This is a genomic window from Nonomuraea harbinensis (genome assembly GCF_019396385.1).
Taxonomy (GTDB): Bacteria; Actinomycetota; Actinomycetes; order Streptosporangiales; family Streptosporangiaceae; genus Nonomuraea; species Nonomuraea ferruginea.
Genome location: NZ_JAHKRN010000008.1, coordinates 49,015 through 71,262 on the forward strand (window position 1 = coordinate 49,015; position 22,248 = coordinate 71,262).

Consider the following 22,248-nt stretch of genomic DNA (forward strand, 5'->3'; position numbering starts at 1 on the left):
CGGCGACCACGGTTCAGTCCGTCACGGCGAGCACCGTGCCGGCGCCCACGGTCAGGCCGCCCTCGCGGATGGCGAAACCGAGGCCCGGCTCCAGGGCGACCGCCTTGCCGAGGGTGACCGGGACCTCGATCGTGTCCCCCGGCCGGGCCGGCGAGGTGAGCAGCAGCTCACCCGGCACGTCCGTCGTGCGCAGGTAGAACTGCGGCCGGTAGCCCGAGGCGATCGGCTTGCGCCGGCCGCCCTCCTCCGCCGTCAGCAGGTACACCCGGGCGGTGAACGCCCGGTGCGCCGCCTGGCTGCCCGGGGCCGCGAGCACCATGCCGCGCCTGACCTGGTGCCGCTGGACGCCGCGGAGCAGGAGGGCGGCGTTGTCGCCCGCCTCGCCGCGCTCCATCGTGCGGCCGAACGTCTCGACGCCGGTGACGACCGCGGACAGGTCGCCGCCCAGCCCGACGGCCGTGACCGGGTCGCCGACGCGGACGGCGCCGCGCTCGATGGCCCCGGTGACGACCGTGCCGCGGCCGGTGATGGACATGACGTTCTCCACGGGCATGAGGAACGGCGCGTCCACGTACCGGACCGGGACCGGGATGTGGTCGTCGACCGTACGGAGCAGCTCGTCGATGGACGCCGTCCAGGCCGGGTCGCCCTCGAGCGCCCGCAGCCCGGAGACGCGCACCATCGGCGAGCCGGCGAAGCCGTGCTCGCCGAGCAGGTCCTGCAGCTCCAGCTCCACCAGGTCGGTGAGCTCCGGGTCGGCCCCGTCGGCCTTGTTGACCGCGACGACCAGGTGCTCGACGCCCACCCGCCGGGCGAGCAGGACGTGCTCCCTGGTCTGCGGCATGATGCCGTCGCGCGCCGACACCACCAGGATGGCGCCGTCGAGCTGCGCCGCCCCCGTGATCATGTTCTTCACGTAGTCGGCGTGGCCCGGCATGTCCACGTGGGCGTAGTGCCGCGTGGCGGTCTCGTACTCGACGTGCGAGATGTTGATCGTGATGCCCCTGGAGTGCTCCTCCGGGGTGCGGTCGATCCGCTCGAACGGCGTGTACGTGGCCTGGCCGCGCTCCGCCAGCACCTTCGTGATGGCGGCGGTCAGCGTGGTCTTGCCGTGGTCGACGTGGCCCATCGTGCCGATGTTGAGGTGCGGCTTGTTCCGCACATAGGCCTGCTTGGCCATGATCCCTTCCTTGCGAACCTGGATGCGTGGTGACCCGTGCAGGGCCGTCGACCTCTCCCCGCCGGGTCACACTCCGGGACGAACGGGAAGAGGTCAGCGCTCCAGGCCGTCGCAGGCACGCTCGAACGCGCCCGCGCGGGCGGGCGTCGTCGGGAGCGCGTGCCGGATCATGATGACCATGGTGCTGCTCTCAGCGGCGATGGGCAATCGAATATTCCCTTTGGTCCGTCGGACAAGGCGCGGGCCCCGGTTCGTCCTGCAGACCGAAGAAGGCGTGACGGTGCTGGCCTAGCGTTCGCTCATGCCCCGCATCACGCTGGACGACCTGTTCCGCCTGGCCGTGCCGTCCGATCCGCAGCCGCGGCCGGACGGCGGCGCGGTCGCGTACACGCTCACCACGGCCCGGCGCGAGCCGGACGGGAACCACGACGAGATCTGGCTCGCCGCCCCCGGCGCGGAGCCCCGGCGGCTCGCCGAGGGGAGCTGCCCGCGCTGGTCGCCGGACGGGCGCACCCTGGCGTACCTGCGGCCCGTCGAGGGCCGGCCGCAGATCCACCTGCTGCCCATGGACGGCGGTGAGCCGCGCGTCCTCACCGCCGTGCCGCTCGGAGCGGGCGCGCCGGTGTGGTCGCCCGGCGGCGACAGGATCGCGTACGCGGGTCCGCACGGCGAGCTCGACCCGCACGCTCCCGTGGTGGCGGACCGGCTGGACTACAAGGCCGACGGCGCCGGGCTGCTGCGCGGGATCACCACACAGGTCTTCGTCGCCGAGGTGACGTCGGGGGAGACCGTCCGGCTCACCGAGGGCGGCTTCCACGCGGGGGAGCCTTCGTGGGCGCCGGACGGGGAGCGGCTGGCGTTCACCGCCGGGATGGAGCCCGACGGCGACCTGCGGCTGTCGAGCTCGGTGTACGCGGTCGAGGTGGGCGGGGGTGAGCCGAAACGGCTGACCGGTCCCGAGGTGATCGCCGCCGGCGTGTGGTGGCTCGGCGGGCGGCTGGTGGTGGCCGGGCCGGTCGAGCCGGTCGGGCACACGCGGCTCCACCTGGTGGAGGCGGACGGGGCGCGGGAGCTGGAGACCGGGCTGGACCGCAACGTCATGGTGGGCGCGCCCGGCTACCCCGGCGCCGCGCCCCGGCTCGCCGGCGGGCAGTTGCTGTTCGCGGCCCGCGACCGCGGCTGCACGCACCTCTACACCGTGCCCCTGACCGGAGGGACGGCGGTGAAGGTCGTCGGCGGCGACGCCGTGGTGGCCGGTGCGGGCACCGCAGCCGGGAAGCTCGCGTACGTCGCCGCGACGGCCCGCAGCGCTGGCGAGGTGTACCTGACGGATCTCCCGCCGGGCGGAACATCCGAGACATCGGGAGAGTCACCGCCGGACACCTCCGAGACCCCGGCGCCAGAGGGCGCGCTCACCTCGTACGCGCTCGCCGGCGTGGACCTGTTCACCCCCGTCCGCCGCACGTTCACCGCCGCCGACGGCACTCCCGTCGAGGGGTTCGTGCTGCGCGACGAGACGCTGGACGGGCCGGGGCCGCTGCTGCTCGACATCCACGGCGGCCCGCACAACGCCTGGGCGCCCGTCTTCGACGGCGCGCACCTCTACCACCAGGTGCTCGCCGCACGCGGCTGGACCGTGCTCACCCTGAACCCGCGCGCCAGCGACGGGTACGGTGAAGCCTTCTACAAGGCGGCGGCCGGAGCCTGGGGGCTGGCCGACACCCAGGACTTCCTGGGCCCCCTCGACGACCTGGTGGCCGAGGGCGTCGCGGACCCGGAGCGGCTGGCCGTCACCGGCTACAGCTACGGCGGCTACATGACCTGCTGGCTGTCCACGCGGACCGGGCGGTTCAAGGCCGCCATCCCCGGCGGTGCCGTGACTGACCTGGTCAGCATGGGTGGAACCTCCGATATGGGATATTTCCTGAAAATGTTTGAATGCGGGAGTGACGTCGTACCCCAGTCCCCGCTCACCCACGTGGACGACGTCACGACCCCCACCCTCCTGCTGCACGGCGACACCGACGACCGCTGCCCCGTGGGCCAGGCCGAGCAGTGGTTCGCGGCGCTGCGCGAGCGCGGCGTGCCCGTCCGGCTGGTGCGCTATCCAGGCGCCTCCCACCTGTTCATCCTCAACGGACGCCCCTCACACCGGTTCGACTACAACGAGAGGATCATCGCGTGGCTGCAGCAATGGGTCACCGGCTCGCCGAGCTGATCGCCGAATACGAGGTGCCCGGCGCGGCCCTCGCCTACCTGCACCAGGGGGAGCTCCACGAGTTCGCCGCCGGGGTGCTCAACAAGGCGACGGGGGTCGAGAGCACCCCCGACTCGCTGTTCCAGATCGGCTCCGTCACCAAGGTGTGGACCGCCACCCTGCTCATGCAGGACATCGAGCAGGGCAGGCTCACCCTGGACACGCCCGTCGTCGACGTGCTGCCCGAGTTCAAGGTCGCCGACCCCGAGGTGACCAAGACCGTCACGATCCGCCACCTGCTCTCCCACACCAGCGGCATCGACGGCGACCTGTTCCTGGACACCGGCCGCGGCGACGACTGCGTGGAGAAGTACGTGGCGGCCTGCGCCGACCTGGCCCAGAACCACCCGCTCGGCGTCACCCAGTCCTACTGCAACTCCGGCTTCATCGTCGCCGGGCGGGTGCTGGAGAAGCTGGCCGGCAAGCGCTGGGACGACGTGCTGCGCGAGCGGATCATCGAGCCGCTCGGCCTCACCCACACCGCCACCCTGGCCGAGGACGTGCTCCGCTTCCGCGCCGCGATGGGCCACATGGAGAACGGGGACCCCGCCCCGGTCTGGGGGCTCATGCGCTCCGCCGGACCCGCCGGGCTCATCTGCGCCCGCCCCGCCGACGTGGTCGCCTTCGCCCGCGCCCACCTCGAAGGCGGCCTGCTGGAGAACCCGGCCGCCATGTGGGAGCCGCAGATCGACATCCCCAACCCGCACACGCTCGGCAGGCAGTGGGGCATCGGCTGGATCCTCGACGAGTGGGACGGCCGGCAGGTCGTCTCCCACGGCGGCAACACCATCGGCCAGCACGCCATGCTCTGGATGCTGCCCGGCACCGGCACCATCGCCTGCGTCACCGTCAACGGCGGCCACAGCGGCGCGTTCACCCACCGGGTCGTCACCGAGCTGTTCGCCGAGCTCGACGGCGTCACCGTGCCCGCCAGGCTGGGCCCGCCCGAGCGGCCCGTCCAGGTCGACTCCGCCCGTTACGCCGGCGTCTACGAGCGCGCCGGGTCCCGCATCACGATCGGCGAGCGCGAGGGCGGGCTGCGGCTGCGCATGGAGTCCACCGGCGAGCTGGCCGCGCTGGACGAGCCCGTCGAGCTGGACCTGCGGCCCGTCGACGAGGTCACCTTCGTCGGCCGCAGGGACGGCGACCCCGACTGGCTCTCGGCCGTGTTCTTCGAGCTGCCCGACGGCTCCCCGTACGTGCACCTGGGCGCCCGCGCCACGCCGCGGACGGGCTGAAAGGCGTGCGTGAGGTGTTCGAGGGCGCGGGCGCGCGGGGCTTCCTGCACGCCCGCGACGTCGACGGCGACCGCGAAACTTGCCTCGACGCGGACGAGCCCGTCGTCCTCGCGTCCGTGTTCAAGATCGCCGTGCTGCTGGAGTACGCCCTGCAGGCGGCGGCGGGCGAGCTGGCGCGGACCGAGCGGCTGACCGTCACCGCCGCCGACAAGGACGGCGGCATCGGCACCTCGGGCTGCGCCGACGACGTCTCGCTCACCCTGCGGGACCTCGCGCACTTCATGATGACGATGAGCGACAACGCCGCCACCGACGTGCTGCTGCGCCGGGTCGGCCTGGACCGGGTGCACGCCACGCTCGCCCGGCTCGGGCTGCGCCGCACCCGGCTCATCGGCGGCTGCGCCGAGCTGTTCGCCCAGGTCGAGGCCGAGCTCGGCACCGTCGAGCTCGACGGGATGCCGCGCGAGCTGATCGAGCCGCTGGCCGTGCGCGACCCTGCGCGGACCACGTCGGGAACGCCGCGCGAGATCACCACGCTGCTCGCCAGGATCTGGCGGGACGAGGCAGGCCCCGCGGAGGCGTGCGCCGAGGTCCGCGCGGTCATGGGCAGGCAGATCTGGCCGCACCGGCTCGCCTCCGGGTTCGGCGACGAGGTCCGGGTCTCCGGCAAGACCGGCACGCTGTGGGGGGTGCGCAACGAGGCCGGCGTCGTCGAGTACCCCGACGGCGGCCGCTACGCCGTCGCGGTGTTCCTGCGCACGGACAAGCTGGGCGGGCGCGACCCGGCCGCCGACGCGGTGATCGGGCGGGCCGCCCGGCTGGCGGTTGACCGGTTGCGCGGCCCATGACGGCCGCCCCCTATGGTGAGTGGATGACCACCCGCCCGCGCGCCAGCCTGGGGCGGATCCTGCAGGACCTGGGCAGCACCGTCCTCGACGTGGCCGCCGCGCCCGGCGACCTCGACGCCGAGGTCACCGGCGTGCACATCTACGACCCGCACGACGAGCCGATGGTGGCGCCGGGCGGGATCGTGCTCGCCGTCGGGGTGCGCGGCGCCGACGGCGTCCGCGCCCTGCTGGAGCGGGCGCCGCGGGCGGCGGGCGTCGTCGTCAAACTGCCGGTCGAGGTGGACGAACGGGTCCGCGCCGCGGTGACCGGGACCGGAGTGGCCGTGCTCGGCCTCACCCGCGCCGCCTCCTGGTCGCAGGTCGCCGCGCTGCTGCGCTCGCTGCTGGCCGAAGGCGACCTGGACGGGCCGGAGGACGAGCCGCAGGGCGACCTGTTCTCCCTCGCCAACGCCGTCTGCGCGCTGCTCGACGCGCCCGTCACCATCGAGGACCGCTCCTCCCGCGTCCTGGCCTTCTCCGGCCGGCAGGACGAGGCCGACCCCGGACGCGTCGAGACCGTGCTCGGCCGCCAGGTGCCCGAGCGCTACCGGCGCATGCTCGACGAGCGCGGCGCGCTCAAGGAGCTCTACCAGAGCCGCGACCCCATCCACATCGAGCTGCCCGCCGACATGCTCGACCGGGCCGCCGTCGCCGTCCGCTCAGGCGACGAGATCCTCGGCTCGATCTGGGCCGCCGTGGGCGAGCCGCTCACCGAGCAGCGGCAGCGCGCCCTCGCCGACGCCGCCAAGATCGTGGCGCTGCGGCTGCTGCGCGACCGGGCGGGCGCCGACGCCCAGCGGCGGCTCCGCGCCGACCTGCTGTCCACCGTCCTCGCCGGCGGGACGGGCGCCGCCGAGGCGGCGGGCCGGCTCGGCATCGCCACCCAGCGGCTGTGCGTGCTCGCCGCCCAGCTCACCGACCAGCAGGAAGGCGACCCCGCCCGCGGCGAGAGCGACCGCCAGCGCTTCTGCGACGCGCTCGCCCTGCACGTCGCCACCATCCACCCGAAGGCCGCAGCCGCGCTCGTCGGCTCCGTCGCGTACGCCGTGCTGCCGCTCACCGCGGGCCCGGAGGACGAGGAGGCCCGCGCGGTGCGCATCGCCCAGGACTTCCTGGCCCGGGTCGGCCCCCGCCACCCCGCCAACATCGGCGTCGGCCGGCTCGCCGGCACCCTCGCCCAGGCGTCCAGGTCCCGCGCCGACGCCGACCGGGCGCTGCGCGTCCTGCGCGCCCGGGGCACCTCCGGTCAGGCCGCCGGCTACACCGATGTCCACTTCGAGTCGCTGCTGCTGCAGGTCGCCGACGTGGCCGGCGCCGAGGAGCAGACCCCCACCGGCCCCTACCAGCGGCTGCTGGAGCACGACCGCGAGCACGGCAGCGAGCTGGCCGCCACCCTGCGGGCCTACCTCGACGCGTTCGGCGACGTGAACGCCGCCTCGGCGCGCGTCCACGTGCACGCCAACACCTTCCGCTACCGGCTCAAGCGGCTCGTCGAGATCAGCGGCCTGGACCTGTCCGATCCCGAGGCCAGGCTCACGGTCATGCTGCAGATGCGGATCTTCGGGCCGTAGCACGACGGCGCGCGCGGATTTCGTGGGCGGGCACGAAGAACGAGCCGCCGCAAGCGGAAAAGGTGGGGCATCACCTCCCACCTCCCGGAGTTCCCATGAAGAAAGCAGCAGGCGCCGCCGCGCTGGCCCTGTTGGCCACCGCATGTGGCGCGGGCACGCCCGAGGCGGCGCCCACGTCCACCGGCGGCACGTTCACGTACGCGATCCCGGCCGACCCCGGCGTGCTCGACCCCGCGACGGGCGTGCTGTCGGTCACCAACACCGTGCTCTCGATCGCGTACGACACGCTCGTGCGGGCCGGCGAGGACGGCGGCATCGTCCCCGGGCTGGCCGAGAAGTGGGACGTCAAGCCGGACGCCGTCACCTTCACCCTGCGCAAGGACGTCACCTGCTCCGACGGCTCCCCGGTCACCCCCGAGGACGTGGCGGGCACCATCAACCACATCGCCGACCCGGACACCAAGTCGCCCGTCTACGGCGTGTTCGTACCGGTGGGCATGAAGGCGGAGGCCGGCGACGGCACCGTCACGCTGTCCACGCCGGAGCCGTTCGGGTTCATCCTGGAGAGCGCCAGGGACATCTTCATCGTCTGCGGCAAGGGGGTGGAGGACCGCTCCCTGCTCGCCCGCGGCACCTCCGGCTCCGGCCCGTACGTGCTGTCCGAGGCCGCGCCCGGCGACCACTACACGTTCAAGGTGCGCCGCGACTACGCGTGGGGGAGCAGCGGCACCGGCGCGGACCTGCCCGAGCAGGTCGTGCTCAAGGTCGTGCCCAACGAGCAGACCGCCGCCAACCTGCTCGTCGCCGGCACCCTCAACGGCGCCCAGTTCCTCGGCCCCGACCGCGCCCGCATGGAGTCCACCCCCGGCATCGGGCAGATCGTCACCCCCGTCGGCAACGGCCAGTTCTTCTACCACCAGGGCGACGACCGGCCCGGCGCCGACCCCGCCGTCCGCAAGGCGCTCACCCAGGCGCTCAACCTGACCGAGCTGGGCGGCATCGCCTCCGGCGGCACCGGCCGGCCCGCCACCGGGCTCGTCGTCGAACCCCGCGCCTGCCCCGGCGACACCGTCACCGGCCACGTGCCCGCCTTCGACGAGGCCGCGGCCGCCGCCGCGCTCGACGCCGCCGGCTGGAAGCCCGGCCCCGAGGGCATCAGGGTCAAGGACGGCAAGCGGCTCAGCCTGCGCCTGCTCTACGCCACCACCCGGGGGCCGGGCGTGCAGGCCGCCGCCGAGTACATGGCCGCCGCCTGGAAGAAGGCCGGCGCCGAGGTGAAGCTCAACGGCGTGCTCGACACCAAGCTGTCGGAGTCGCTCAACGTCACCCAGGACTGGGACGCCGTCTGGCTGCCGATCACCGTCACGCTGCCGTCGCAGCTCGTCGGCTTCCTCTCCGGCCCGGCCGCGCCCAAGGGCGCCAACTTCGCCCACCTGGACAACGACCGCTACTCCGAGCTGGTGACCGAGGCCAACGGCACGCCCGGCGAGAAGGGCTGCGCGCTCTGGGGCCAGGCCGAGTCCGCTCTGTTCGAGAGCGCCGACCTGGTGCCCGTCGTGGGGAACACCACGCTCATCGCCACCAAGAACGCCGCCTTCCGGATGGCCGGCGGGCTGTTCGACCCGAGCTCGTTCCGGCTCACCCAGGGAGGCTGAGTGCGCCGTCCGCTCATCCGGCGGCTCGTCCGGTTCGCGGTGTCGCTCGCGGTGCTCGTGCTGGCCGCGTTCGCGATGATCCACCTGATCCCCGGAGACCCCGTACGGGCCTCGCTCGGCCCGGCCGCCCCGGTCGAGCTGGTCGAGACCCGCCGGGCCGCGCTCGGCCTGGACCTGCCGCCGCACGAGCAGCTCGCCGCGTACGTGTCGGGGCTGGTGACCGGCGACATGGGCACCTCGTTCCTCACGGGGGAGCCGGTCACCGCCGTGATCGCCGCCCGGCTGCCCAACACGCTGGCGCTCGCCCTGCTCGCCACCGTCGTGGCGCTGCTCGCCGCCGTCCCGCTCGGCATGTGGGCCGCCGTACGGACCGAGAACGGCCGCAACCGGGGCACCGAGGCCACGTTCGGCTCCGTCACGAGCGCCGTGGTGGCCATCCCCGAGTTCCTGTACGCGATCGCGCTCGTGGCGGTGTTCGCCATCGGCCTGGGGCTGCTGCCGCCCGCCGGGAAGGCCGGGCCCGAGTCCTACCTGCTGCCCGTGCTCGCGCTGGCACTCGGGCCGGCCGCCATGATCGCCCGCATCGCCCGGGTCGAGACGCTGCGCGTGCTCGGCACCGACTACGTCAGGCTGGCCAGGGCCAAGCGGCTGCCCGCCGCCCGGCTGCACCTGCGGCACGTGCTGCCCAACACGCTCACCGCCACCCTCACCCTGGGCGGGCTGCTGCTCGGCTCGCTCATCGCCGGCAGCGTGCTGGTCGAGTACGTCTTCGCCTGGCCAGGGCTCGGAGGGAAGATCGTCGAAGCGATCACCCAGAAGGACTACCCGGTCGCCCAGGGCGTGATCCTCGTCTACGGCGCCATCGTCCTGCTCGTGAACCTCCTGGTCGACGTCGTGCTCGGCGTGCTCGACCCGACCTCCGCCATCAAGGAGTCGTGATGCTCCGCACCCCCGCGGCCATCGCCGGCGCCGCCCTGGCCGCGCTCATGGTGGTGCTGGCCGTGATCGGGCCGCCCATCTGGGGGGACGCGGCCGAACTGGTCAACGCCGGCGCGATCCTGCAGGGCTCCTCGGCCGCGCACCCGCTCGGCACCGACAACCTCGGCCGCGACCTGCTCGCCCGCGTCCTCGTCGCCGGCCGGTACTCGCTGCAGCTCGCGCTGGCCGCCGCGCTCATCGGCGCGAGCGCCGGCATCGTGCTCGGCGCGCTCCCGTCCGTGCTGCCCGCCCGCGCCGGACGGCTCGTCACCGGCGCCGTCAACGCGCTCGTCGCCTTCCCCGGCCTGCTGCTGGCCATGTTCACCGCGGTGGTCGCCGGGCTCGGCGCGCGCGGCGCGGTGCTCGGCATCGGCGCGGCCATCGCCCCCGGCTTCGCCCGGCTCACCCAGACGCTGGCCGCCTCCGTGTCCGGGGCCGACTACGTGGCCGCGGCCCGCATGCTGCGCGTGCCGCGCCACCGCATCCTCGCCCGGCACGTGCTGCCCAACATCGCCGAGCCGCTCATACTCAACCTCACCCAGGCGCTCGGCGGGGCGCTGCTCGGCCTGGCCGGGATGTCGTTCCTGGGTCTCGGCGTGCAGCCGCCGGACTACGACTGGGGCAGGCTGCTCTTCGACGGCTTCGGCCGCATCTACATCCACCCGGAGGTCGCGCTCGGCCCGGCCGCCGCCATCGCGCTCGCCGGCATCGGCTTCAACCTCCTCGGCGACGCCCTGGCCAGGCGGGCCGCCCGCACCCCCGTACGGACTCCGCGCTCCCGCCAGGAACGGCCGGCCGCCGCCGCGGACGCGGGGGAGACCGAGCCCGGCGCCGTCCTCGACGTCGCCGGCCTCACCGTCACCTTCCCCAGCGGCGTCACCCCGGTGCGCGGCGTGTCGCTGAGCGTGCGGCCCGGCGAGATCGTCGGGCTGGTCGGCGAGTCGGGCAGCGGCAAGTCGCTCACCGCCGCCGCCGTCGGCGGGCTCGTCCCGTACCCCGGGACCGTCAGCCACGAGCGGCTGCGGCTGTGCGGCGAGGACGTGGCGAACCTGAGCCGCAAGCAGCTCGGCACCTCCCTCGCCATGGTCTTCCAGGACCCGATGGCCTCGCTCAACCCCGCGCTCAAGATCGGCGGCCAGCTCGCCGAGGTCGCCGTCGTGCACCAGGGCGCCACCCGCGAGGACGCCCGGCGGCGCGCCGTCGACCGGCTCGGCCACGTCCATCTGCCGGAACCGGAGAAGCAGGCCGCGCGGCACCCGCACCAGCTCTCCGGCGGCATGCGCCAGCGCGCCGTCATCGCCATGGGCCTCATGGGCGACCCCAAGCTGATCATCGCCGACGAGCCCACCACCGCGCTCGACGTCACCGTCCAGCGCCAGATCCTCCGCCTGCTCCGCGAGGTCGTCGAGGAGAGCGGCGCGGGCGCGCTGTTCATCTCCCACGACATCGCCGTGGTCGGCGAGCTGTGCGACCGGGTGGTGGTCATGTACGCGGGCCGGGTCGTGGAGGAACTGCCCGTGGACCGCCTCGCCGACGGCGCCGCCCACCCGTACACCCGGGCGCTCATCTCGTCCCTGCCCGACATGGACACCGACCGGGCGCTCCCGCTGGCCAGCATCCCCGGCCGCCAGCCGGCGCCCGCCGAGGTGGGCGCCGGCTGTGCGTTCGCCCCCCGGTGCCCCCTCGCCACCGGCCGCTGCGCCACCGATCGGCCCGCGCTGGAGGCACACGGCCACGACCACCGGGTCGCCTGCTGGGAGGCTTCGTGAGAATCGACGACCTGACCGTCCGGTACGGCGCGTTCACCGCCGTCGACGGAGTGACCCTGGAGATCCCGCCCGGCCGCATCGTCGGGCTCGTCGGCGAGTCGGGCAGCGGCAAGTCGTCCGTGGCCCGCGCCGTCAGCGGCCTCGTCCCGCACACCGGCAGCGTCACCGGCGCCTCCCGCATCCAGATGATCTTCCAGGACCCGTACGCCTCGCTCGACCCGCGCATGCGCGTCGGCGACTCCGTCGGCGAAGCCCTCCTCCACCTCCCGCGCCGGGCGCGCGCCGCCGAGGTGACCCGCCTGCTGGGCATGGTGTCCCTGCCCCCGGAGACGGCGCCGAGCTACCCGCGCGAGCTGTCGGGCGGCCAGCGCCAGCGCGTCGCCATCGCCCGCGCCCTCGCCGCCGACCCCGACCTCCTGGTCGCCGACGAGATCACCAGCGCCCTGGACGTGTCGGTGCAGGGGTCCATCCTCAACCTGATCCGATCCTTGCGTGACCGGACGGGGCTGCCGATCCTCTTCATCTCGCACAACCTGGCGGTGGTGCGGTACGTGTGCGACGAGATCGCCGTCATGCACCGGGGGCGCGTCGTCGAACACGGCCACACGGTGGATCTGGTCTCCAGCCCCGCCGATCCGTACACGCGGACCCTCCTGGAGGCGGTGCCGCGCCTGCGCCGCTGATCCCCCCGGGGGTTCGCCAAGGGCGTGCCGGTCACCTTTGACCGGGAGCCGGGGCCGGCTCAGCAGAAGACGCCCGTGATGACCAGGTGCTCGGGGTCACGGATCTTGTGAGCGCCCACGCCGCCGGGCCTCCCGGCACCGCCCGTCCAGGGGTACTGCACGGCGCCCCCGCCTACGGTTTTGTAGCCGACGGCTCGACAGGGGACCCAGACCGCGTCCCAGTCCTCGAACCATGGGGTGACTTGCCCGCGGGTGAGACGGCGCTGGTGCGAGTTGCCGCATGGCCCGTTGTTGCCGTCGCACCAGCTCTTGTACGCCACGACCGCCGTGCCGCTGAGATTGGTGACGCCGCCGCAGCCGGCGAGCGACTGGGCGACGGTGGTGCAGACCGTGTCGTCGGCGTGCGCGCCGCTTGTCGTGATCAGGCCCGCTGAGAAGCGTGGCGGCCACCGCCGAAGAAATGACGGCCAGACGCGCGGTTGTGGAATGCATGTGTCAAGCCCCGTTCGGAATACAGGATGCCTTTGTCGGCATCTCGCCTGGATCGTGGACGACAGCCTGACAATCGCGTCGGCCAACCCGCAACGCCTCCGCCCTCATATGGGACGTTCGGGACGGGAAAGCCTTTGTGACCTGCGAGAACATCCTCGTCCCGGGACGCGTTCACCGGGCCGATGTAGCATGCGGGCACGACCTACGGGACGGCTGGGGGCAGCTGTGGCGGATGCGCCGCGCGCAAACGAATTAGGCCGTTTTCTCCGTCAACTGAAGGAGCAGAGCGGTCACAGTGACAAGACCGACCTGGCCCACTTGCATCGCCTGTGGATCCGAGCGACCACCCCCGCTGAGGAGAGCGCGGAATCGCAGGAATCCATCACCGTCCTGCTCCGGCCACCACGAGAGCGCGAGCCCGTCCGGCGCGCGGCGGCCGACGGGCGAGGCGTGGTCTGGACGAGCGCGGGGTTGGTCATCGCCTGCCTCCTGATCCTGACGGCCAGCGCGCCGGGGAACCCGACGGGGTCCCCGGCCGGCCTCCCGCGGATCACAGGTCCGAGCTGGGTGCGTCCGCCCGCCCCGGTGCCGGCCACGCTGTTCGGCGTCACCGTCAACAGCGCCACCGGGGCCATGCCGTCCTTCCGGATCGGCGCCGTGCGGCTGTGGGACAGCGCGACCCGCTGGTCGCAGATCCAGCCAAGGCGTGGTGAGTTCGACTGGTCGACGCTCGATCGCCATGTCGAGGGTGCGCAGCGGTCGAGGCTGCCGGTGCTGTTCGTCTTCGGTGGCACGCCTGGGTGGGCCAGTCCTACGGGCCCGCCGGCCCCCTACCCCGATGGTTCCCGCGCCGCGCCCCCGGACGACCTCGCCGACTGGGAGTCGTTCGTCCGTGCCGTGGCCGGCCGCTATCGGGGCCGGATCGCGGCATACGAGCTGTGGGTGCTCGGCAACGATCACCGCTTCACAGCGGGGACATCGGCACGCTGATCGAGATGACTCATCGCGCAGCACGGATCATCAGGAGAGCCGATCCCGAGGCCACCTTGGTGTGCCCCGGGATGGGGCGGCTGTGGAGCCGCGACGGCCGCGACGCCCTGCGCAGGTTCGCGCAGCTCGGCGGCTACGGCCACGGTGATGTGGCAAGCGTGAAGCTGCACCAGCGCATCGCGTCCGATCCTCCCGAAACCATGCTGGAGCTGGCAGATCTCGCGGACCGGACCCTGCATGAAGCCGGGGTGCACCCACGGCTCTGGAGCACCGGGACCTCCTACACACTCCCCCTGGAGCGCCCGCTGGACGCCCTCACCGCGAGGGCCTACGCGGCTCGCTACTTCCTCGTCGGCCTCTACGCGCGCGGCTTGAACGTCGAACGCATGTACTTCTACAACTGGGGCGGCACGAAGATCCCGATCGTCCTGCAGGCCGAGGGCGGCGTGCCGACCTCGGCCGCCCTGGCCGTCGAGCAGCTGCAACGCTGGCTCGCTCACGCCTCCAGCCGATCGTGCGGTCATGGGGACGCCATCGGACTCCCCGCGAATGTCTGGCGGTGCGAGGTCACGGTCACCGGCGACGGCGGGACGCACGGGGCCGCGGTCATGTGGACGGTCGCGGGCACCGCCGAGATCCCGGCAAGCCGGGACACGACGACGCTGCGCCGACTCGACGGCACTTCCCACGCGGTGCGCCCAGGAGACACCATCACCGTCGGCCAGGAGCCGATCTTCGTCGAAGGCCAGAACCTCAGGCCATCGGTCTGCTGGGTCCGGTACGTGTGCGACGAGATCGGCGATCTCTCGATGAGATCGACTGCCAGGAGGAAGGTCTTACGGTCGTCCGGGTTGGTGCATGCGGGAGAACCACTCATTGACGGCGGCTCGCAACCGCTCCTGGATGTTCGTCCGCGTCACGTCCTTGGCCAGGGTTTCCGGTCCCCCCATCGCCGGGGAGGCGCGGAAGACCAGCACCACGTCCACATCCTGAGGGGCTTCGCGTCGCGTCCGGCTGGCAAAGGAACCCGTTTCCCCGCGAGCTCTCACCTCTATGGCAACCACGTTGCTTCGCCCGAGATCGTCGTTGCCGCGCAGAAGCTGGTCCACGCGCTGGTGTGACAGACCGAGCAGCGTCGCCGTCTCCCGGAGCGAGTATCCCTTCTCGGTCAAGGCACGAGCGGCGATGGTGGATCGCTCCTGCCACAGATCCTGCGCGGCGTCCAACCACGCACGCGCGCCCTTGGCCTCGCACAGCAACTCGCCTACGTCTTCAGGCAGGGCATATGTGGTCTCGATGTCGAACGTGCTCTGCTCCGCATCGAGAATCGTCGCGATGAGGTCGCGAGCCATCGACTCGATCCTGGTCAGGGTCCGTGCCTGGGTTAGTGCGTTGAGTGGAGCCGGATCGGCGCCGTCGCCGGCAGCTGTGACCCGCGCCAGCCACCAGTCGTCCTCCTGCCAGACCTGCACTTCGTAGACGGGCTTCATTTGTCCATCCATCCCTTCCCCAGGTACGGCTCGAAGGTCGCCTCGATCTCCCGCGTCACCCGAGGAGCGAGGTCGCCAGGGTGTTGCGGGATCGTCGTCCACGCCAGCAGTTCCCCTTCCTCGTCATACAAGCCGACCATTTTGTGGGATCCCTTACCTCGTCGCCGCCCGTTCTGGCCCGAAACCTCATCAACGACGTATGGGGCTTCGGCACGACGGGCTGCGGATCGCAGGCACCTCTCCACCTCGGTGGCAGTCTTCATTCCCTGAACCATGGCGGCGGCGTCTAATTTAGTAGACAGATCAGCGTCTAGGAGACTAGACAGTAACTCCAGGTGTGTGCGCGTTCTACCTAAGGTGCGTCAGAGGGGGATCCACTCCTTGGACGTGGTGATCTCGTCCAGGATGGACGGGATCGGGTCCACGCCGAGGCCGGGCCCCGTCGGCACTGCCAGGTGGCCGTCCGAGAGTTCGAAGGGCTCGGTGAGGTCGGTGGCGAAGTAGCGGCGGGAGGCGGAGGTGTCGCCCGGGAGGGTGAAGCCGGGCAGGGCCGCCAGCGCCACGTTCGCCGCGCGGCCGAGGCCCGTCTCCAGCATGCCGCCGCACCACACCGCGATCCCGTTGGCCCGGCACAGGTCGTGGACGCGGCGGGCCTCCAGGTAGCCGCCGAGGCGGCCGGGCTTGATGTTGATGATGGAGCAGGAGCCGAGGGCGATCGCCGCCGCCGCGTGCTCGGCCGACTCGATGGACTCGTCCAGGCAGACGGGGGTGCGCAACCGGCGGGCGAGCGCGGCGTGCTGGACGAAGTCGTCGTTGGCCAGCGGCTGCTCGATGAGCAGCAGGTCGAAGGCGTCCAGGCGGGCCAGGTGGCGGGCGTCGGCCAGGGTGTAGGCGGCGTTGGCGTCCACCTGGAGAAGCACGTCGTCGCCGAAGCGCTCGCGGACGGCGCGGACCGGCTCGATGTCCCAGCCGGGCTCGATCTTCAGCTTGATCCGCACGTACCCCTCGGACAGGTAGCCCTCCACCGCGTCGAGCAGCCGCGGGATCGAGTCCATGATGCCCACCGAGACCCCGCACGGCACCCGGTCGCGGGACGCCCCGAGGTAGCGGCCGAACGACTCGCCCGACGCCCGCAGCTGCGCGTCCAGCACGGCCGTCTCCAGCGCGGCCTTGGCCATCCGGTGCCCCTTGACCGGTTCCATGGCCCGGCCGGCGGACTGCGCGTCCACGCTCGCGGGCAGCCTCGGCAGGAGGAAGCGGCGGATCACCTCGGCCGCGCCGTCCACGTACTCGGAGGAGTAGAGCGGCTCCGACATGGCCACGCACTCGCCCCAGCCCTCCGCGTCGGGCGTCACCACCCGCACCAGCAGCACGTCGCGGGCCGTCTCGGTGCCGAACGAGGTGCGGAACGGGGCCACCAGCGGCATCGCGACCCGGCGCAGCTCGACTCCAGTGATCTTCACGCTCTCTCCACTACGTAGTACGACTTGTCGTGAAATCCGGTGACTCTGCGTCCCTCAGCCAGCATGTCACCCAGCGTCTCCCGTACGGCATGCCGCCAGGCCTTGGCCATGCCGGGGTCGGTGCGGCGCAGGCGCTCGACGTCCTCGGGCACGGCGACCAGGACGGTGGCGGCGTCGGCGCGGCCGGGCACCGGGCGCCCGCCGTCGCCGGCGAGCGCCACCACCGCGTCCGGCGGCACCGGTACGGGGGAGCGCGCACCCGAGACGAGGGCCTCGACGCGCCGGTCGGTGATCGGCCAGACCGCGAGCACCCGGTCGGCCTCGTCGCCCTGGTTGATCGCGTCGTCCATGACGCCGTAGAAGGCCGGCAGGTACTCCTCGGGCCGGGCGCCCAGCTTGGCCAGATTGAAGTGGGCGTTGCGGCGCACCAGCGGGTCGAACGTCCAGGTGATCCGGCTCACCCCGCGCTCCAGTGCCCACTGCCGCTGGTGCAGCTTCAGCGCGAACCCGGTGCCGGGGGAGCCCAGCACGCCGGTGATGTGCGAGTGCAGCGTGGCGTCCGCGCCGAAGAACGCCACGGACGCGCCCACCAGTCGCTCGCCGTCGAAGGCGCCCGCCACGTAGTTGCCCGCGTGCGCCATGGCCAGCATCAGCTCGGCGGTGATCGGCCGCCCGGCCGGCTCGAAGTGCCAGATGTCCTCGAACAGCGCCATGACCTGCTCGAACTCCGCGATGCCGTGGAGCTCTCTGATGGCGTTCAAAGCTGTCGGCCCTCTCCGTGGGTCGGATGTCACCGCGACGTTATGCCACCGCACCCCCGCCGGGATTCGTCCGGGCATACCAAGACGGCGGGCTTCTTCGTCGCCCCGCCCGAGGAGCCCGCTCTGGGCGGGGTCAGCGTTCGAGGACGGGGAGGGAGGAAGGGGCCGTGGTCAGGGGGCGGGGGCCGGATTCCGTGCACGCCACGATGTCGGCCACCCGGGCGCCGAACAGGTCGGGTACGTAGATCGCCGGTTCCAGGCAGAGCACCATGCCCGCTTCCAGCGGCGTGTCGTCGTCCGCGCGCAGCCGGGGGCCCTCGTCGGCGCCCAGCCCGACGCCCCGGCCCGCCCCGGGCGCCGCGAACCGGCCGTAGCCGCTGTCGTCGACGGCCTGCGCCACGGCAGCCGCCACCGCCGCTGCCGGCACGCCCGGCCGGGCCGCCGCCATCCCGGCGTGGCGGGCCGCCACCACGACCGAGTACACGGCGTCGTAGTCCTCCGGCGGCTCGGCGACCGCGAACACCCGGGCCACCTCGGCGCAGTAACCGTCCCAGCGCGCGCTCAGCGACACCAGCAGCGCGTCCCCCGGATTGATCACCCGGTCGGATGGGGCGCTCCCCGGCGCGGCGGTGCCTGGACCGGCCGTGACCCGCACCGACAGCACCTCCTCGCACCCCGCCTCCAGCGCCAGCACGCGCAGCCGGGTCGCCATGGCCCGCTCGGTGGCGCCGAACCAGGACAGCTCAGGGGCGCAGGCCAGCACGGACTCGGCGGCGAGCGCGGCCCGCTCGACCATCGCGACCTCGTACGGCTCCTTCCGCAGCCGCAGGGGCGCGAGCACCTGCCCGGCCGGGACCAGTTCCGCGTCGACGGCCAGCCCGAACAGCTCCCGCACCCGCATCTCGGGGTCCACCCCGACCCGCCGCACCCCCGGCGGCAGGTACGGGCGCGGGTCCGCGGTCTCGGCGGCCCCGTCCATCGTCACCACGAGGAAGCCGTCACCGCGCCCGCCGAGAAACCGGAAGTCCGGCGAGGGCCGCAGCACCAGCGCGTCGATCCCGTCCGCCGCCATCCCCGCCCGTACGGCACTCAGCCGGTCCCCTCCGGAGACCGGAACGGACACGGCGGGGCGCGTCCGCTCCTCCCGCACGCCGCCCACCGGCCGGAGGTCCGGCGGGGGCTGGGAGGGGTCCGGCGGGTTCACGACGGCTCGTGCAGCCAGCAGGCGACCGGCCCGAACTCCGGCTCCTTGACCCGGCACACGTCCATCACCAGCGGGCACCGGGGATGGAACCGGCACCCCTGCGGCGGGTCCGCCGGGTCGGGGACGTCGCCCGGCAGTTCGGCCGGCAGCACCCCCATCCCGTCCGGCTTCGGGATCGCCCCCAGCAGGGCCTGCGTGTACGGGTGACGAGGCTCGGCCCACACCTCGGCCGTGTCGCCCACCTCGACGATCCGCCCCAGGTACATGACCGCGATCCGGTCGGCGATCAGCCGCACCACCGACAGGTCGTGGCTGATGAACAGCAGCCCGGCCCCCGAGGAGACGGCCAGGTCCCGCATGAGGGTGGCCACCTGGGACTGGGCGGAGGCGTCCAGCGCCGAGATCGGCTCGTCGCCGATGAGCAGCCGCGGCCGCGCGGCCAGCGCCCGCGCGATCGCGATCCGCTGCCGCTGCCCGCCGGAGAACTCGTGCGGGTGCCGGGAGGCGAACTCGCGCGGCAGCCCCACCCGCTCCAGCAGGTCGGCCGGACTGCTCGTGGCGTCGCCCGCCACCCGCAGCCCGTCCGCGATCTGGTCGCCGACGCGGCGGCGCGGGTTCAGCGACGCGTACGGGTCCTGGAACACCATCTGGACCCCGGTCATCGTCCTGCGGCGCAGGCCCAGCGGCGTCACCGGCGTCCCCTCGAAGCTGATCGACCCCGAGGCGGCCCGGTTCAGCCCGACCACGGCGCGGGCCAGCGTGGACTTGCCGCAGCCGGACTCGCCGACCAGGCCCACCACCTCGCCCGCGCGCACCTCCAGGCTCGCCCCGGCGACCGCCCTGACCACGGGCCGGCCGGGGGTGCGGTGCTCGACGACCAGGTCGTCGATCTTCAGCAGGCTACTCATGAGACCTCCGCGTCGGGCAGCGACGCCAGCAGCGTGCGCGTGTACGGGTGATCCGGCTCGCGCAGCACCCGGGAGCGCGGCCCGGTCTCCACGACCAGGCCGTCCTTCATCACGCTCACCTCGTCCGCGACCGCCGACATGACGCCCAGGTCGTGCGTGACCAGCAGCACCGCCAGGCCCAGCTCGTCGCAGAGCCCGCGCAGCAGCCGCAGCACGCCCGCCTGCACGGTCACGTCCAGCGCGGTCGTCGGCTCGTCGGCGATGAGCACCTTGGGGGAGCAGGCCAGCGCCACCGCGATCGCGATGCGCTGCCGCATGCCGCCGGAGAACTGGTGCGGATAGCGCCGGTACGCCTCCTCCGCGCCGGGGATGCGCACCTTGCGCAGCAGCTCGACCGCCCGGTCCCGGGCCTCGGCCCTGCCGAGGCCGAGGTGGTGGCGCATGTGCTCGGTGAGCTGCCTGCCGACGGTCAGCATCGGGTGCAGGCTGGTGGCCGGGTCCTGGAAGACCATGGCGACCTCGCCGCCGCGCACCTTGTTCAGCTCCTTGGGCGGCAGCGTGAGCAGTTCGCGCCCCTCCAGCGCGATGCCGCCGGTGACGCGGGAGCCGTGCGGCAGCAGGCCGAGCACGGCCAGCCCGGTCATGGTCTTGCCCGAGCCGCTCTCGCCGGCCAGGCCGTGCACCCGGCCGGGCTCCAGCGTCAGGTCCACGCCGCGCAGGATGTCCTTCCCGCCGATCGTCACCTTCAGGTCCGTGATCGCCAGCGTCACAGCGCACGCTCCTTGATCGCGCGAGCGGTACGGGGGTCCAGGGCGTCGCGGAGGGTGTCGCCGAGGAAGTTGAACGCGAGCACCACGGTCAGGATCGCCAGGCCCGGGAAGGTGGCGACCCACCAGCTGTCGAACACCTCGACGCCCGACGACACCATCGCCCCCCACTCGGGCGACGGCGGCTTGGCGCCCAGCCCCAGGAACGACAGGCCGGACAGCAGCAGCAGCGCGGTGCCGATGTCGAGCGTGGCCAGCACCAGGATGGGGCCGGTCACGTTCGGCAGCACGTCCACGCGGAGCGAGCGCCACGCGGAGAAGCCGAGCAGCCGCCCGCTCAGCACGAACTCCCGCTCCCGCACGCCCAGCACCAGCCCGCGGGTGACGCGCGCGTACGCGGGCCAGGCCACGACCAGCACGGCCAGCACCGCGTTGGTGAGGCTGGCGCCGAGCGCCGCGGCCACCACCATCGCCAGGATCACCGTCGGGAACGCGAACACCAGGTCCGCCAGCCGCATGATCGTCTCGTCCACCCATCGGCCGAAATATCCGGCGCAGGCGCCGAGGAGACCGCCGATCAGCAACGACAGCGCCACCAGCGCCAGGGTCAGCGGGATCGACACCCGAGCCCCGTGCATGACCCGCGACAGGATGTCGCGCCCGAGCTGGTCCGTGCCGAACCAGTGATCGGGCCCCGGCGGCGCCAGCCGCGGCAGCTCCTGGGCGAGCGGGTCGTGCGGCGCCAGCCAGGGCGCCGCCACCGCGATCACCAGCCAGGCCACCGCGATCACCACGCCGGACACGGCGAGCGGCTGCCGCCAGGCCTGCGGCAGCCGGCCCAGCAGCCCCTTGCGGGCCAGGGGATCCCGCCTCATCGCAACCTCACTCGGGGGTCGATCACGCCGTACAGGACGTCCACGATCAGGTTGATGACCAGGTACACCACGCCCACCACCAGACCGACGCCCATCACCGCGGGCAGGTCGAGCGTGGTGGCGCTCTTGTAGGCGTACTGGCCGATGCCCGGCCAGGCGAAGATGGCCTCCACCAGGACGGTGCCGGACAGCAGGCTGCCGAACGCCAGGCCCGCCACCGTGATGACCGGCACCAGCGCCGAGCGCAGCACGTACCGGAACAGGATCACCCGTCCCGGCAGGCCCTTGGCCCGGGCGGCGCGCACGTAGTCCTGGCCGAGCACCTCCAGCACCGCCGAGCGGGTGAACCGGGTCAGCAGCCCGATCGTGTAGAGCGCCAGCACCAGCGCGGGCGTGATCAGGTGGCCGGCGGCGGAGCCGAACACGTCCCACTGGCCGGCCAGCAGCGCGTCCACCGTGTGCAGCCCGGTCACCGGGGGCGGCGCGCCGAGCGCCGGGTCCACCCGGCCGCTGCCCGGGGTGATCTGCAGCCGGTAGAAGAACACGTAGAACGCCACCAGCGCCAGCCAGAACGTCGGCACCGAGATGCCGATCAGGCTCACCAGCCGCAGCAGGTGGTCGGAGAGCCGGTCGCGGCGCAGCGCGGCGATCACGCCGAAGGCCACGCCGAGCACCAGCGAGATGAGGATGGCCGCGCCCGCCAGCTCCAGCGTGGCCGGCACCGCCTCCGCCAGGTCCTGGCTGACGGGCCGGTGGCTCTGCTGGCTGTCGCCCAGGTCACCCTGGACCAGCCCCTGCAGGTACAGGCCGTACTGCTCCCACAGCGGCTTGTCCAGCCCGTGCTCGGCCCGCCACTGGGCGACGATCTCCGGGTCGTTCATGGCCCGCTGGCCCAGGTTCGCCGCCACGGGGTCGCCCGGTACGAGGTTCGTCAGCACGAACGTCACCAGGGTGACCCCCCACGCGAGGAGGATGGCCATCAGCACCCGGCGGATCAGGAACCGGGCCAGCGGCGGCAGCGCCGGCCGCCGGGGGCGCGGCGGGGTGACCGCCGCGCCCTTCTCCACGCTCGCGGGCACT

19 protein-coding genes are annotated in these 22,248 nt (G+C 73.1%); 10 read left to right on the forward strand and 9 right to left on the reverse strand.

The window, feature by feature from the left end; genetic code table 11:
- Positions 1-13: 13 nt before the first annotated feature.
- Positions 14-1,180, reverse strand: a complete 1,167-nt coding sequence (gene tuf / locus KME79_RS10790; protein WP_219544311.1) for an elongation factor Tu — start codon at positions 1,178-1,180, stop codon at positions 14-16.
- A gap of 301 nt (positions 1,181-1,481) precedes the next feature.
- On the opposite strand from tuf, the gene KME79_RS10795 reads away from it, so the two are divergent.
- From KME79_RS10795 to KME79_RS10840, 10 genes are all read left to right on the forward strand, one after another.
- Positions 1,482-3,398 carry a S9 family peptidase gene (locus tag KME79_RS10795; protein ID WP_219544312.1) on the forward strand — a complete coding sequence of 639 codons (1,917 nt, stop codon included), beginning with the start codon at positions 1,482-1,484 and terminating at the stop codon, positions 3,396-3,398.
- Positions 3,362-4,675: a serine hydrolase domain-containing protein gene (locus KME79_RS10800; RefSeq protein ID WP_308248868.1), complete on the forward strand. Its 1,314-nt coding sequence runs from the start codon at positions 3,362-3,364 to the stop codon at positions 4,673-4,675. The genes KME79_RS10795 and KME79_RS10800 overlap by 37 nt, the downstream gene beginning before the upstream one ends.
- Positions 4,676-4,680: 5 nt before the next feature.
- Complete coding sequence (locus tag KME79_RS10805; protein WP_308248869.1) at positions 4,681-5,523, forward strand: serine hydrolase; 843 nt, start codon at positions 4,681-4,683, stop codon at positions 5,521-5,523.
- 23 nt (positions 5,524-5,546) lie between these two features.
- Positions 5,547-7,133: a PucR family transcriptional regulator gene (locus KME79_RS10810; RefSeq protein ID WP_246639635.1), complete on the forward strand. Its 1,587-nt coding sequence runs from the start codon at positions 5,547-5,549 to the stop codon at positions 7,131-7,133.
- A 95-nt stretch (positions 7,134-7,228) separates the two neighbouring features.
- Positions 7,229-8,788 carry an ABC transporter substrate-binding protein gene (locus KME79_RS10815; RefSeq protein WP_219544314.1) on the forward strand — a complete coding sequence of 520 codons (1,560 nt, stop codon included), beginning with the start codon at positions 7,229-7,231 and terminating at the stop codon, positions 8,786-8,788.
- Positions 8,789-9,727 (forward strand): ABC transporter permease, encoded by a 939-nt coding sequence (locus tag KME79_RS10820; protein WP_219544315.1) that lies wholly within the window; start codon positions 8,789-8,791, stop codon positions 9,725-9,727.
- Positions 9,727-11,535, forward strand: a complete 1,809-nt coding sequence (locus KME79_RS10825; protein ID WP_219544316.1) for a dipeptide/oligopeptide/nickel ABC transporter permease/ATP-binding protein — start codon at positions 9,727-9,729, stop codon at positions 11,533-11,535. The genes KME79_RS10820 and KME79_RS10825 overlap by 1 nt, the downstream gene beginning before the upstream one ends.
- Positions 11,532-12,218: an ABC transporter ATP-binding protein gene (locus tag KME79_RS10830; RefSeq protein ID WP_219544317.1), complete on the forward strand. Its 687-nt coding sequence runs from the start codon at positions 11,532-11,534 to the stop codon at positions 12,216-12,218. The genes KME79_RS10825 and KME79_RS10830 overlap by 4 nt, the downstream gene beginning before the upstream one ends.
- Positions 12,219-13,277: 1,059 nt before the next feature.
- Complete coding sequence (locus KME79_RS10835; RefSeq protein WP_219544318.1) at positions 13,278-13,700, forward strand: beta-galactosidase; 423 nt, start codon at positions 13,278-13,280, stop codon at positions 13,698-13,700.
- 5 nt (positions 13,701-13,705) lie between these two features.
- A complete protein-coding gene (locus tag KME79_RS10840; protein WP_219544319.1) occupies positions 13,706-14,821 on the forward strand; it encodes a hypothetical protein in 1,116 nt (371 codons plus the stop codon).
- Positions 14,822-15,186: 365 nt separating this feature from the next.
- Here the strand turns inward: KME79_RS10840 and KME79_RS10845 are convergent, their stop codons facing one another.
- The 8 genes from KME79_RS10845 to KME79_RS10880 all read right to left on the reverse strand — a co-directional run bounded on the left by KME79_RS10845 (position 15,187) and on the right by KME79_RS10880 (position 22,247).
- Entirely contained in the window at positions 15,187-15,453 is a 267-nt protein-coding gene (locus tag KME79_RS10845) for a hypothetical protein (protein WP_219544320.1), read from the reverse strand.
- A gap of 99 nt (positions 15,454-15,552) precedes the next feature.
- The gene (gene menC, locus KME79_RS10850) at positions 15,553-16,653 is read right to left on the reverse strand and encodes an o-succinylbenzoate synthase (protein ID WP_219544321.1); all 1,101 of its coding nucleotides are present in this window, start codon (positions 16,651-16,653) and stop codon (positions 15,553-15,555) included.
- On the reverse strand, positions 16,650-17,414 hold the full coding sequence (locus KME79_RS10855; protein WP_219544322.1) for a GNAT family N-acetyltransferase: 765 nt from the start codon (positions 17,412-17,414) through the stop codon (positions 16,650-16,652). The genes menC and KME79_RS10855 overlap by 4 nt, the downstream gene beginning before the upstream one ends.
- Positions 17,415-17,547: 133 nt before the next feature.
- A complete protein-coding gene (locus tag KME79_RS10860; protein ID WP_308248870.1) occupies positions 17,548-18,618 on the reverse strand; it encodes a M24 family metallopeptidase in 1,071 nt (356 codons plus the stop codon).
- Positions 18,615-19,526: an ABC transporter ATP-binding protein gene (locus KME79_RS10865; RefSeq protein WP_148032065.1), complete on the reverse strand. Its 912-nt coding sequence runs from the start codon at positions 19,524-19,526 to the stop codon at positions 18,615-18,617. The genes KME79_RS10860 and KME79_RS10865 overlap by 4 nt, the downstream gene beginning before the upstream one ends.
- Positions 19,523-20,296, reverse strand: a complete 774-nt coding sequence (locus tag KME79_RS10870; protein ID WP_219544323.1) for an ABC transporter ATP-binding protein — start codon at positions 20,294-20,296, stop codon at positions 19,523-19,525. Before KME79_RS10870 ends, KME79_RS10865 begins: the two co-directional genes overlap by 4 nt.
- Positions 20,293-21,168 (reverse strand): ABC transporter permease, encoded by an 876-nt coding sequence (locus KME79_RS10875; RefSeq protein ID WP_148032063.1) that lies wholly within the window; start codon positions 21,166-21,168, stop codon positions 20,293-20,295. The genes KME79_RS10870 and KME79_RS10875 overlap by 4 nt, the downstream gene beginning before the upstream one ends.
- Complete coding sequence (locus KME79_RS10880; protein ID WP_308248871.1) at positions 21,165-22,247, reverse strand: ABC transporter permease; 1,083 nt, start codon at positions 22,245-22,247, stop codon at positions 21,165-21,167. Before KME79_RS10880 ends, KME79_RS10875 begins: the two co-directional genes overlap by 4 nt.
- Between the last annotated feature and the right edge of the window lies 1 nt (position 22,248).